Source organism: Paenarthrobacter sp. C1 (genome assembly GCF_049315185.1).
In the GTDB taxonomy this organism is placed as follows: Bacteria; Actinomycetota; Actinomycetes; order Actinomycetales; family Micrococcaceae; genus Arthrobacter; species Arthrobacter nicotinovorans.
The window spans coordinates 900,286-912,891 of sequence record NZ_CP186052.1 but is presented as its reverse complement, the minus strand read 5'-3'; the positions used below and the strand labels follow the sequence as shown (position 1 = coordinate 912,891).

At 63.7% G+C, this 12,606-nt stretch carries 10 protein-coding genes; 8 read left to right on the top strand and 2 right to left on the bottom strand.

The window, feature by feature from the left end:
* Nucleotides 1-7: 7 nt before the first annotated feature.
* The 3 genes from ACNAOU_RS04395 to ACNAOU_RS04385 all read left to right on the top strand — a co-directional run bounded on the left by ACNAOU_RS04395 (nt 8) and on the right by ACNAOU_RS04385 (nt 4,186).
* Nucleotides 8-1,090: an ABC transporter ATP-binding protein gene (locus ACNAOU_RS04395; RefSeq protein ID WP_018779877.1), complete on the top strand. Its 1,083-nt coding sequence runs from the start codon at nt 8-10 to the stop codon at nt 1,088-1,090.
* Between the two features lie 88 nt (nt 1,091-1,178).
* A complete protein-coding gene (locus ACNAOU_RS04390; RefSeq protein WP_018779876.1) occupies nt 1,179-2,774 on the top strand; it encodes a family 20 glycosylhydrolase in 1,596 nt (531 codons plus the stop codon).
* Complete coding sequence (locus tag ACNAOU_RS04385) at nt 2,771-4,186, top strand: DUF4032 domain-containing protein (RefSeq protein ID WP_018779875.1); 1,416 nt, start codon at nt 2,771-2,773, stop codon at nt 4,184-4,186. Before ACNAOU_RS04390 ends, ACNAOU_RS04385 begins: the two co-directional genes overlap by 4 nt.
* 63 nt (nt 4,187-4,249) lie before the next feature.
* Here ACNAOU_RS04385 and ACNAOU_RS04380 read toward each other — a convergent pair whose 3' ends face one another.
* Both ACNAOU_RS04380 and ACNAOU_RS04375 read right to left on the bottom strand, forming a co-directional pair.
* On the bottom strand, nt 4,250-4,951 hold the full coding sequence (locus ACNAOU_RS04380; protein ID WP_229778712.1) for a GntR family transcriptional regulator: 702 nt from the start codon (nt 4,949-4,951) through the stop codon (nt 4,250-4,252).
* Nucleotides 4,952-4,985: 34 nt separating this feature from the next.
* Nucleotides 4,986-6,452: a chlorohydrolase family protein gene (locus tag ACNAOU_RS04375; RefSeq protein WP_422758121.1), complete on the bottom strand. Its 1,467-nt coding sequence runs from the start codon at nt 6,450-6,452 to the stop codon at nt 4,986-4,988.
* Nucleotides 6,453-6,612: 160 nt separating this feature from the next.
* Here ACNAOU_RS04375 and ACNAOU_RS04370 point away from each other — a divergent pair, with 160 nt between their 5' ends.
* The 5 genes from ACNAOU_RS04370 (at nt 6,613) to ACNAOU_RS04350 (ending at nt 12,599) form a co-directional block, all read left to right on the top strand.
* Complete coding sequence (locus tag ACNAOU_RS04370) at nt 6,613-7,647, top strand: ABC transporter permease (RefSeq protein WP_422758120.1); 1,035 nt, start codon at nt 6,613-6,615, stop codon at nt 7,645-7,647.
* A 64-nt stretch (nt 7,648-7,711) separates the two neighbouring features.
* Nucleotides 7,712-9,436, top strand: a complete 1,725-nt coding sequence (locus tag ACNAOU_RS04365; protein WP_422758119.1) for an ABC transporter substrate-binding protein — start codon at nt 7,712-7,714, stop codon at nt 9,434-9,436.
* 81 nt (nt 9,437-9,517) lie between these two features.
* Nucleotides 9,518-10,519, top strand: coding sequence for an ABC transporter permease (locus ACNAOU_RS04360; protein ID WP_055974226.1), 1,002 nt, complete (start codon nt 9,518-9,520; stop codon nt 10,517-10,519).
* Complete coding sequence (locus ACNAOU_RS04355; RefSeq protein ID WP_039239850.1) at nt 10,516-11,568, top strand: ABC transporter ATP-binding protein; 1,053 nt, start codon at nt 10,516-10,518, stop codon at nt 11,566-11,568. Before ACNAOU_RS04360 ends, ACNAOU_RS04355 begins: the two co-directional genes overlap by 4 nt.
* Before the next feature lie 8 nt (nt 11,569-11,576).
* Nucleotides 11,577-12,599: an ABC transporter ATP-binding protein gene (locus tag ACNAOU_RS04350; RefSeq protein ID WP_039239848.1), complete on the top strand. Its 1,023-nt coding sequence runs from the start codon at nt 11,577-11,579 to the stop codon at nt 12,597-12,599.
* The last annotated feature ends 7 nt before the right edge of the window (nt 12,600-12,606 follow it).

The following is a 12,606-nucleotide window of genomic DNA, read 5'->3' as shown; positions in this document are numbered from 1 at the left end:
GATAACTGTGGCTACAGTTACTTTTGATAACGCTACGCGTCTGTACCCGGGCACAGATAAGCCCGCCGTCGATAAGCTCAACATCGACATCGCCGATGGCGAATTCCTGGTCCTCGTTGGACCCTCCGGTTGCGGTAAGTCCACCTCCCTGCGCATGCTCGCAGGTCTTGAGGATGTGAACGCCGGCCGCATTCTGATCGGTGACCGCGACGTCACGGATGTTCCCCCGAAGGACCGCGACATCGCAATGGTCTTCCAGAACTACGCCCTGTACCCGCACATGACCGTTGCGGACAACATGGGCTTCGCACTGAAGATCGCCGGCGTTTCCAAGGAAGAGCGCGCAGAGCGTGTTCGCGAAGCCGCCAAGCTTCTTGACCTTGAGCAGTACCTGGACCGCAAGCCGAAGGCTCTCTCCGGTGGTCAGCGTCAGCGTGTTGCCATGGGACGCGCAATCGTCCGTAACCCGCAGGTCTTCCTCATGGATGAGCCGCTTTCCAACCTTGACGCCAAGCTCCGCGTCCAGACCCGTACGCAGATCGCATCCCTGACCCGCCGCCTCGGCGTCACCACGGTTTACGTGACGCACGACCAGGTCGAGGCCATGACCATGGGTGACCGCGTTGCAGTCCTGAAGGACGGCCTGCTCCAGCAGGTTGACACCCCGCGCAACCTGTACGACCGCCCGAAGAACGTCTTCGTTGCAGGCTTCATCGGCTCCCCGGCCATGAACCTGCTGGAACTGCCGGTCGTCGACGGCGGCGTCCAGTTCGGCGGAACGGTTTACCCCGTGCCGCGCGACGTTCTCCAGGAAGCCCACGGCCAGACCGTGACCGTTGGTTCCCGTCCGGAAGACCTCGAGACCGTCGGCAACGGCGAAGGCCTCCAGGTTGAGGTTGACGTGGTTGAAGAACTCGGTGCCGACGCTTACGTCTACGGCCACACCATCCTTGATGGCAAGAGCCACGACATCGTCGCACGCGTCGACGGCCGCCGCCCTCCGATGAAGGGCGAGTCCATCTTCGTTCGTCCGCAGTCCGGCCACGTGCACCTGTTCGACACCAAGACGGGCCTGCGCCTGGGCGACTAATCGCGTCTGTACGTTCCGCATTGTGATGGCGGCCCGACCCTTCCGGTCGGGCCGTTATCACGTTAACCTTCTTCCCGGAAAGAACGGCATGAACACCACAGATCACCTGATTCCCCGGCCCTCCCACGTCGCACCCCAGGACGGCCCGGCTTTCACCCTCTCCCCCGGCGCCAGGATCGCGGCCGGCCATGCCGCCGCGCAGCCCGCTGAACAGTTGGCCGCGCTGCTCCGCACCGCCACCGGCTTTGCACTGCCGCTGGTTGAAGAACATCGCCCAGGAGATATCGCCCTGGAGTTGGTGGATTCGTTCGACGGCGGCCGAGAGGCTTACACACTGACCGTCGCCGAGGATGGCATCCGGCTTACCGCCTCCACCCCTGCCGGCCTGTTCAACGGACTGCAAACGCTCAGGCAGCTATTCCCCGCAGCGATCGAAGAAACCGACGCCGCCCAAAACCGCGACGCCGGCATCTGGGTGGTTCCCGCCGTCGAGATCCTGGACGCTCCGCGCTTTGCCTACCGCGGCCTCATGCTCGATGTTGCCCGCAACTTCCTCACGGTGGAGGAGGTCAAGGAGCAGATCGACGTCATGACGCAGTTCAAGTTCAATGCCCTTCACCTGCATCTGACCGACGACCAAGGCTGGCGGATCGAAATCCGCCAACCGGAAGAGAACCCGTCGGGCTTGGACTACAGCAAGCTGACCGACGTGGGCGGCCAGGGAGCGGTGGAAGTCGCCACGGCAGTTCCGCCCCGCGGCAAGTCCGGTTTCTACACCCAGCAGGATTACAAGGAACTCCAGGCGTACGCCGCTGTCAGGAACGTCGTCGTCATTCCGGAGATCGACCTTCCCGGACACGTCAACGCCGCCCTCGCGGCCATTCCGCAGCTCAACCCGGACGGCGTCGCCAAGGACATGAGCACCACTGCCGACGTCGGCTGGTCAACGCTGGACGCCTCACTCCCGGCCACCTATGAGTTCGTAGCCGAGGTCCTGGGCCAGCTTGCCGCGATAACCGTTGGCCCCTACCTGCATATCGGTGGCGACGAAGCGTTGGTAACGGGGCACCGGAACTACCTCGACATGATGCAGGAATTTGCCCGCTTGGCTTCGCTGACCGGAAAGACCGTGGTGGGCTGGAACGAGTTTGCCGAGGCAGAGCTTCCGAACGGGGCCGTGATCCAGTACTGGTTCGGAGATCTGGAAGCGATTGTCCAACAGGCTGATACCAGCACACCCACAGTGATCATGTCGCCGGCAGCCAACACCTATCTGGACCAGAAGTACTCCCCGGAGAGTCCTGTGGGCCTTGAATGGGTCAAGGGCGGCCCCTTCACCTGGGCCGAGTACTACAACTGGGACCCGGCCCAAGGCGGCCTGACGGACCAGCAGATCCTGGGCGTCGAAGGCCCCCTCTGGACCGAGACCGTCCGCAACAATCAACAAGCACAGTGGTTGCTCTACCCACGGGCCATCTCGCTGGCGGAAGTCGCCTGGACCGGCCAGGAGTTGCGCAACGCCGGTGACTTCCGACGTCGACTGGGCGCCTTTGGTGAGCGCCTCACCAAGCAGGGCGTCGTCTTCCAGGAGGCCCCCGACGTCGAATGGTCAGCCCCGCCGCTGAACCCCTTCACGGACGCGGGTGCGTCCGCTTCCCCTGAGTACGGAACAATTGAGGCATGAGCGAGCAAAACGAAGCCCAGTGGCACGACGAACCCACCGACTACGGGCAGATCGGCAAGCTCCCGCGGACCGAGGCTGCCAGCGCGCAGGATGCCGCCCCTCCGGCAAGCGTCATCGGTTCGCTGAACATCACGGCGGCAACGGCAGATCCGGAGTTGCTGGATCTGCCCTGGCACATTGCGTTGGAGGATTGGCCGGCTGAGAACCTTGCCGCCCTTCCCCGCGGTATTTCCCGGCACATTGTCCGGTTCGCCCACTTGGGCGGTTCGGTGATCGCCATCAAGGAAACGTCGGAGCACGTTGCACGGCACGAGTACCATATGCTGCGCAAACTGGCGCGGCTGGATGTGCCCTGTGTGGAGCCCGTAGCCGTCATTACTGGACGCACCACGGCAGATGGCCGGCCGCTCAATCCGGTGCTGGTGACCCGGCACCTGAAGTTCTCCATGCCTTACCGCGCCCTGTTTTCGCAGATGCTCCGCAAGGACACCCTGACACGCCTTATTGATGCGCAGGCCCTCCTGCTGGTCCGCCTGCACCTGATCGGCTTCTACTGGGGCGACGTCTCGCTGTCCAACACGCTGTTCCGCCGTGACGCAGGTGCCTTTGCCGCCTATTTGGTGGACGCCGAAACGGGCGAGCTCTACCCGGACCTTTCCATGGGCCAGCGCGAATACGACCTTGAGATCGCCAGGGTGAACATCGCCGGTGAGCTCATGGACCTGCTGGACGGCGGCCTCATTGAGGAGAAGGTGGATCCTGTAGCCACCAGTGAGCTGATCATGGGCAGCTACCGCCGGTTGTGGACTGAACTGACCGAGAAGGAATCCTTCGAACTGGGCGAGCGCTGGCGCGTGGGTGCACGCATCCGGCGCCTCAACGAGCTCGGCTTCGACGTTGAAGAATACGCCATCAAGACGACGGCGGACGGCTCCACCATCCAGCTCCAGCCCAAGGTGGTGGACGCCGGGCACCACCAGCGCCGGCTGCTGCGCTTGACCGGTTTGGACGCCCAGGAGAACCAGGCCCGCAGGCTCCTGAACGACATGGACCAGTTCCGGGCCGACAACAACCCGGACCTGGACGAGGAAATCAGCGCGCACATCTGGGTCAGCCAGATCTTCGAGCCCATTGTCCGCTCCATCCCGCGCCATCTGGCGGGAAAGCTGGAGCCGGCAGAGGTTGTTCACGAGGTCCTGGAACACCGCTGGTACATGAGCCAGAAACAGGACAGGTACGTGCCGTTGGCTGAAACCGTGCAGTCCTACCTGGACACTGTGCTGCAGCACCGCCGTGACGAGGCCGCCATCATGTTGAACCCGGACACGGAACTGCTCAAGATCCTTGAGGTCGAAGTGGAGGAGTCAGGCCGGTACGACGACGAGGACGAGTACCCGGACGCCGACGACTAATGGAGTTTTTGTACAGCTAACACCCCTAAGACGGCTCCTAAAGGGCGTTATCTGGACAAAAACTCAGGGTTCCAGGGTTTCCGCGAGCCCGTTCAGCACGGGCTCGCGGCCCAGCTCGATGTGCGAGTACGCCAGTGAATACGCCAGGTCCGGCTTGCCCTTGAGGATCGCGTTGCAGAGTTCCGTATGCTCGTCGCGTTGGAGTTCGTTGCTGCGGTTGTGCGTGAGCCCGAAAATCCAGCGCATCCGCCCAAACAGCGGCTTCACGGATTCGATGAGGAGCCTGTTCCCTGACAGGCGCACGATCTCGGCGTGAAGCTCTGCGCTGATCACGGCGACATCCTCGGTCCGGTCCTCGTCGATGGCGGCGTTGGAGGCCTCCATGAGTTCCTCCAACCGGCCGCCGTCGCTGCCCTCGGCCACCCGGGTGGCGGCCATCCTCGCGGCGAAGGTTTCCAAGCACAGGCGGATATCAAAGAGCTCATTGACGTCCGTGAGAGTCAGCTGGCGGACCACCGCCCCGCGGCGCGGGAAGGTCTCCACGAAGCCGTCCTGCTCCAGGCGCTGGATGGCCTCACGGACCGGGATGCGGGAGACGCTGTAAATCTCCGAGAGTTCGCGTTCGCGCAGCCGCACGCCTTGGGCGTACTTGCCCGTGACAATGCCCTCCAGTACCAATTGGTAGACGTTCTCTGCGCGGGCCTCGTCATCGCGGCCATTCCCGGTTTCCGGCATCGCCTCAGCCACTGTGGAACTTCCCTTCATCACTGCGTACGCTGCCGCCGCCGGACGGCGCCGGTCAGCGTTCCAACCGAGCATACACGGGCGGAAACAGCTCATCGGCCGGGCGGTTCCCAAAGTCACGGCTGCTGTAGGCTCCACGCATCCTGTCGAATAATTCCTGCCCCTTGGACCGCCAAAAGGCCAGGTCAACGCCTTCGATCGTCCCGTCAACCTTGATGGTCCGGCCTGCCACGACGGACAGCACGGCCTGGCGGGCTGTGCCGTTGAGAAGGAGGGTCCGCAGCGGGTCGTCGTGGACGCCGTCACGGATGTCTTCCAAGGAGAACGCCACCAGGTCAGCCTGGGCGCCGGGCTCAAGCCGGCCCAGGTCCGGGCGCCTCAAGGCGTGGGCACCGCCCAGCGTGGCGGCGTCGAAGTATCCGGCGACGTCTCCGGCGTCGTTGCTTCCGGCGAGGATTTTGGCGAGCTGCACGCCGGCATCGATGCCCCGGATGAGATCGGGCGGGAACGAGTCCGTGCCCAGCGAAATGTTGATGCCCGCGCTCTTGTAGGCGTTGAAGGAGTCCAGTGTGCTGCCGTAACGCATGGAGGTGAGGGGGCAGTGGATGATGCTGGCGCCGCTGTCCGCCAACTGCGCGAGGTCGCCGCGATCCTCGCCATGGACGGCAGGGTTCCTGTCCGTGTAGGTGGCGTGCGGGATCAGGAGCCGCTCGTTGAGGAGGCCTACCTGGTCGAGGAGTTCCAGTGGCGTTACGCCGTGCCAGTCCTGGATGAGTTGTCGCTCCACGAGCCCTTGCAGGGAGTGCAGGCGCACCAGCACGTCCCGCTCGCTGGAAGCTGCGGCAGTGGCTTTGAGCAATTCGATGTCCAGCGTCTCAATGCGGCACGGGAGCAGGACTCCGTTGACCAAGGGATCGTTGAGCTCGTTCGCGTGGTCAATGAAGCGCAAGGCGTCGGCAAGACCCTCACGGCCGCGGTCGTCGTCGAACATGACTGAACGGCTGCCATCGTCCAACACGACGTTCACGCCCGAGCGGTAGGCCGGACCGAGGTAGCCGCGCAGGCCCAGCCGCCGGCTGGTCTCCGCCATGCCCGCCAGCTCCTCGAACGATTCCGCCCATTCGGAGTGCACTTCGGAGGCGATGGGCATGTAGGTGGTGATGCCGTGCAGGACGAGTTGGATCAGGGCGTACTCACGGATCTGTTGGCGTTCCCCGGCCGTGAAGACATCGGTGCGGCGGTTACGGAAATAGTCCTCGGACCACTGGTGGCCTTTGGCCTGCTCAGCGCCGGCCCAGCTGTCCAGGATGAGGTGGTCGATGTCGGTGAGGGCATCGAGATCGATCAGGCCGGGCATGAGCAGCGCATCCCCCATGTGCCGTTCCTCGTCCACAGGACCGGTGAAGTCATGGCCCACGAAGTCGATGGTGTGTCCGCTGTAGACCACGCACGCGTTTTCCAGCAGCACGTGATGTCCGTTGTGATGGCCCAGCACGTAGCGGGCGGTGACCTTTGTGCGCACGTCGTCTCCTGTTTCCTGTCCCGTCCGGACAACTCGTATTACTCTCTGGTATTCCAAACAGTACATTATTTGTGATTTACATCGCATGAATCCTGCTCTAGTCTATTTTGGTATACAAGAACTCCGGAGCAAGCTCCTGATCACGAAACGAGCAGAACCGTTGACCCAGATACAGTCCGTCGAACCAAGTACCGGCAGTCCGCCGCTGCCTCCGGCAACGACGCCGGAAGGCAAAGTGGCGGCACCTGCCGAAGCCCGCTCACTGCTCGCCACCGCATGGATGCGGATCCGGCGCAGCAAGGTGGCACTTCTTAGCCTGTGCGTCGTGGTGACCATCCTGTTGTTCGCCATCCTTGCCCCTGTGCTCAGCGCCATGTCCGGCAACGATCCCTATACGTCCAACACCAGCCCCGAAGTGCTGGACGACTTCCAAACACCCGGGCTGCCCCTCCCAGGGTTCATGTACCCCTCGGCGCAGCATTGGTTGGGTGTGGAGCCCGGACTGGGCCGGGACCTCTTCGCGCGGCTTGCCTACGGCGGCCAGGTCTCCCTGACCATTGCGCTGCTTTCCACTGCAGTCTCCGTGGTCCTCGGCACGGTCCTTGGCGCAGCCGCCGGCTACTTCGGCGGCAAGACAGACGCCATCATCAGCCGGATCATGGACCTGTTCCTCGCGTTCCCGCACCTGCTCCTGGTGCTCTCGCTGACGCCCATCCTGCAGTCACGGCTCCGCAATACCCCGCTGGGTGAAGGCAGCTTCCTGCCCATGGCCTCGCTGGTGATCATCCTGGGCTTCTTCGGCTGGGCCTACCTTGCACGCATCGTCCGCGGCCAGGTGCTGAGCCTCCGCGAGCGCGAATTCGTGGAAGCCGCCCGGTCCTTCGGCGCCTCCCACCTCAGCGTCCTCTTCCGGCAGATCATCCCCAACGTCATGGGAGTCGTCCTCGTGTACGCCACCATGCTGATCCCCACCAACATCTCCGCCGAAGCAGCACTGTCCTTCCTCGGCGTCGGCGTCAAGGACCCCACACCGTCGTGGGGCCAGATGCTCAACGCCGCCCAGTCCGGCAACTGGTACCTCAGCGACCCGTGGTTCCTGGCAGTACCGGGCATCATGCTCATCGTCACCGTGCTGGCCTTCAACCTCCTGGGCGACGCCGTCCGGGATGCGCTGGATCCCAAGTCCTCCCGCTGACAAAAAACCCGCCGACAAATTCCGCACCATTCCCCGCATCGCCCCACCCTCTACAAGGAGCATCATGAAAACCCCCGCAAGAGCCCTTGCTCTTTCCGTGCTGATTGCCGTGGCAGCCACCGGCTGCGGCGCCGGCCAAAACCAGCCGGGCAACTCCAAGCCCGCAGAGTCCGTCACCGAGCTGGCCCCCAATGTGGTCAAGTCCGGATTCACTTCCAAGGGCGGAAATCTCAACGTCCTGATGTCCTCCGATTTCCAGACCCTGGACCCGGGCAACAGCAACTACGTCCAGACGGCCAACGTCGGCCAGCTGTACTACCGCACGCTCACGATGGCCAAGGAAACGGCGGGCCAGCCGCCAACGGTGGTCCCGGACCTCGCCACGGACACGGGCAAGGTCTCCGATGACGGCCTCAGCTGGACGTTCACCCTCAAGGACGGCGTGAAGTTCGAGGACGGAACACCCATCACCTCCGCCGACATCAAGTACGGAGTGGAACGCACCTTCGCCCAGGATGTCTTCACCCAGGCGCCGCAGGAGTTGAATGCAGCGCTCGACGCCGGCGGGTACAAGGGTCCGTACAAGGATCCTGCCGCTGTGCTTCAGGCTGTTGAAACGCCCGACGAGCGCACCGTGGTCTTCCACCTGAAGAAGCCCTTCGCCGAGTTCCCGGCCTTGGCGTCGCGCTCCAACACGGCTCCGGTCCCCAAAGCCAAGGACACCAAGCTGGACTACACCAACCACCCCGTTTCCTCGGGCCCGTACATGGTGGAGTCCTACAACCGCGGCAAGTCCCTCAAGCTGGTCCGCAATCCGCACTGGGATCCGGCAACCGACCCCAACCGCTCCGCCCTCCCGGACACTTTCATCTTCTCCCTGTCCACGTCCCAGGCCACCATCAGCCAGCAGTTGCTTGCCGACTCGGACCCCAACGCCATCACGCTCGACTCCAACGGCGCGCTTCAAACCTCCGACTCCGCAAAGCTGGCAGATGCCAAGGTCAAGGACCGCGTAGCTTCGGGCCTGCTGGGCTGCAACGACGTCCTGAGCCTGAACACCCAGAAGATCAAGGACCCGGACGTCCGCAAGGCGATCGCCTTGGCCCTGGACCGCCAGTCCATCCTGGTGCAGTACGGAGGACGCCGCTTCGGCGAGATCACCCAGAGCCCGCTGAACTCCAAGATGCGCGGCTACGTGGAAACGGAGCTGGAACTGGACCCCACCGGCAAGCCCAAGCTCGAGGAAGCCAAGAAGCTCCTGGAAGGCAAGGACTACCCCAAGACGCTGACGTACGGCTACGCCAACAACCGGGACGCCTTCAAGAACACCGGCACGGTGGTCCAGCAGAACCTCAAGGCCCTGGGCATCGACGTGGAACTGGTTCCGATTCCCGCCCCGAACTACTACTCGGTCCTTGCCAGCGAACAGCTCCCGGACATGGGCCGCTCAGGCTGGTGCGGTGGCGCCGACCCGGCATCGGTCCGCACCTCCGCCGACCCTCTGTTGGGACCGAACAATGAGGGCACCAGCTATGGCTTCTCCAACACTTCCCGTTACTTCGACCCCGTAGTCTCCAAGGCCATGTTCGATCTGCGCAACACGGACGGCACCTCCGAGGAACTTGGCAAGAAGTGGGCAGAGGCCTTCGGTTCGGCCTTGAAGACCTACCCGATCGTCCCGCTCATCCGCAGCCACACGAACAGCGTGGTCGGTTCGAATGTCCGCAATGCCCAGGTGGGCTACTTCTTCGGCGGCATCGACCTCTCCATCGTCGGCGTCGAGCAGTAACCGGGCTTTGATAACCATTCGGGCATAGTCCAGAAGGAGAAGCGGGCCGCCTGCCCCGGCGGGCGGCCCGCAACCACCACCATGATGACTTTCATTCTTCGCCGGACCGGATCGCTGGTCCTGCTGCTTGCCGCCGTCAGTTTCATTACGTTCACGCTCTTCCAGCTCGGTCCGTCCGATCCCGCCGCCGCAGCCTGCGGCCAGGAGTGCACTCCCGAACGCGTGGCTGAAGCCCGCGTAGCCCTGGGCATGGACCAGCCATTCCTTATCCAGTACATCGACTACATCCGCGGCTTCTTCTCCTCGCGCATGATCGGCGCTCCGGGAGCCCAGACGCTTTGCGAATGGCCCTGCCTCGGCAAGTCGTTCCAAACCAATGAGAACGTTGCCGACATCATCGGCCGCTCGCTCCCCTACACCTTCTCCATGGCCATCGGCGCGCTGGTCCTGTGGACCATCACCGGCGTCGGACTGGGTCTGCTGGCCGCCCTCCGCAAAGGAACGCCGGTGGACAAGTTCATCGTGGGTGCTGCCTCAGTGGGGGTCTCGCTGCCCATCCCGGTCACCGGCTTGTTTCTGCTGCTCCTGTTCGTCAACCAGCTGCATCTCCTGCCGTTCACCACCAACGAAATCAACAGCCCGTTCGGACCGCAGGGTCCCGGAGCCTGGGTGGCCAACTATCTGTTGCCGTGGATCGCCTTGGCTGTCCTGTTCAGCGCCTCCTATATCCGCGTCACCCGAACCAACATGATTGAAACCTTTGGCGAGGACTTCATCAGGACCGCCCGTGCGAAAGGCCTGGCACCCCGGACGGTCACGTTCAAGCACGGCGTCCGTGCGGGCATCACCCCGGTTGTCACCATGCTCGGAATGGACATCGGCCTCCTTCTCGGCGGAGCGGTCCTCACTGAACAGATCTTCTCCGTTCCGGGCCTGGGCTTCACGGCAGTGCATGCGGCCATCTCCGGCGACCTTCCAGTCACCATGGCCATCACCATGCTGGCCGCGTTCTTCGTCATCGTTGCGAACGTCGCCGTGGACCTCGCCTACGCCGCCATCGATCCCCGAGTGAGGCTCCAATGACCCAGCTTCAGACCAACACCGCGAGCGCTACTGCCGGAAGTACAGCAACCGCTGCTTTCCTTGAAGTCCGCGGTCTCACAGTGAAGTTCCCTACGGATGACGGCGTTGTCTCCGCAGTGAACGGCATGGACTTCGCCCTGGAACGTGGCGAGACCCTGGGCATCGTGGGTGAATCCGGATCCGGGAAGTCCGTCACCAGCCAGGCCTTGATGGGCCTGCTCAAAGGCACCTCCGCGCAGGTGACCGGGCAGGCCATGTTCCAAGGCAAGGACCTGGTGACGCTGCCCGAGTCCGCCATGCGCAAGCTCCGCGGCCGCAACATCGGAATGATCTTCCAGGATCCACTGTCGGCACTGCACCCCTTCTACACTGTGGGCCACCAGATTGCCGAGGCCTACCTGGTCCACAACAAGGCGAGCAAAAAGCAGGCCCGGGCGGCCGCCGTCGACATGCTGGGAAGGGTGGGTATCCCCAGCCCGGAGCAGCGCTTCGACGAGTACCCGCACCACTTCTCCGGTGGAATGCGTCAGCGCGCCATGATCGCGATGGCGCTGATCTGCGAGCCGGAGCTGCTGATTGCCGACGAACCCACCACCGCCCTGGACGTGACTGTCCAGGCGCAGATCCTGGACCTCATGTCAGAGCTCCAGGAGGAAACGAACTCTGCGCTGATCCTCATCACGCACGACCTCGGCGTGGTGGCCGAGGTCTGCGACAACGTGCTGGTCATGTACGGCGGCCAGTGCGTCGAGTCCGGGCCGGTGGACGACATCTTCTACGACACCCGGCATCCCTATACCCTGGGCCTGCTCAACTCCATGCCCACGCTGAACAGCGCCGCAGGCCGGCTGAACCCGATACCCGGCCAGCCGCCGTCGCTCCTTGACCTGCCCAAGGGGTGCATCTTCAGCGCGCGGTGCCAGTACGCCGAACTCGTCGGCGACGGCGTCTGCGCCAAGCAGCGTCCGGAGCTGACAATCGACGACGGCCACGGCCAACGCTGCCACTTGAGCGGCCCGCAGATCATCACCATCCGGAATTCGCGTTAGGACCAGCCGTGGAACATGAACCAATTCTCCAGGTGGAGAACCTGCAAAAGCACTTCCCGCTGAAGGGCGGGTTGCTGCCGGGAGCCGCCAAGCGATCGGTCAAAGCGGTCGACGGCGTGTCCTTCAGTCTCGCCCGCGGCCAGACTTTGGGGCTCGTGGGTGAGTCCGGTTGCGGCAAGTCGACCACCGGCCGCATGGTGGCCCGGCTTATGGACCCGACGGCCGGGCGGATAGTGATCGACGGCGTGGACATCAGCCAGTTGCGGGGCCGGGAGCTGTACAACTTCCGCCGCAAGGTCCAGATGATCTTCCAGGATCCTTTCGCTTCCCTGAATCCGCGGCAGAGCGTGGGCACAGCCATTGCCGCTCCCATGGTGGCGCAGAAGATCAACCCTCCTGGCGGCCTGAAGAACCGGGTCAAGGAACTCCTGGACCAGGTTGGCCTGAAGCCGGAACACTACAACCGGTTCCCGCATGAATTCTCCGGCGGGCAACGCCAACGCGTAGGTATTGCCCGGGCCATTTCCCTGAACCCGTCGGTCATTGTGTGCGATGAGCCCGTCTCCGCGCTGGATGTCTCCGTGCAGGCCCAGGTGGTGAACCTCCTGCAGCAGATCCAGCAGGACACCGGCGTTTCCTACATTTTCATCGCCCACGATCTCTCCGTGGTCCGGCACATTTCCCACGAAGTTGCGGTGATGTACTTGGGCAAGATCGTGGAGCAGGGACCCCGCGACGAGCTCTTCCGGAACCCCCTGCATCCCTACACCAAAGCCCTGCTCTCGGCAGTGCCACTGCCCGATCCAAGGGCTGCCCGGGAACAGGTGAAGATCCGGCTTCGCGGCGACCTGCCGTCACCGGCCAATCCGCCCAGCGGCTGTGTGTTCCGGACCCGTTGCCCCTTGATCGGGACCCTCCCGGAAGAACAACGCCAGCGCTGCATCGACGAGATTCCAACACCGGCGACGCCCGCCGCGCCGGCCTGCCACCACGCGGGTATGGCCGCAACGGCCCTGGCGGGCGTGAAATAGACGCAGG

Excerpts from the sequence above, each read along its gene's own strand:
- ACNAOU_RS04390 (WP_018779876.1), top strand. The coding sequence starts at position 1,179 with ATGAACACCACAGATCACCTGATTCCCCGGCCCTCCCACGTCGCACCC.
- ACNAOU_RS04385 (WP_018779875.1), top strand. The coding sequence starts at position 2,771 with ATGAGCGAGCAAAACGAAGCCCAGTGGCACGACGAACCCACCGACTAC.
- ACNAOU_RS04380 (WP_229778712.1), bottom strand. The coding sequence starts at position 4,951 with ATGAAGGGAAGTTCCACAGTGGCTGAGGCGATGCCGGAAACCGGGAAT.
- ACNAOU_RS04365 (WP_422758119.1), top strand. The coding sequence starts at position 7,712 with ATGAAAACCCCCGCAAGAGCCCTTGCTCTTTCCGTGCTGATTGCCGTG.
- ACNAOU_RS04360 (WP_055974226.1), top strand. The coding sequence starts at position 9,518 with ATGATGACTTTCATTCTTCGCCGGACCGGATCGCTGGTCCTGCTGCTT.
- ACNAOU_RS04355 (WP_039239850.1), top strand. The coding sequence starts at position 10,516 with ATGACCCAGCTTCAGACCAACACCGCGAGCGCTACTGCCGGAAGTACA.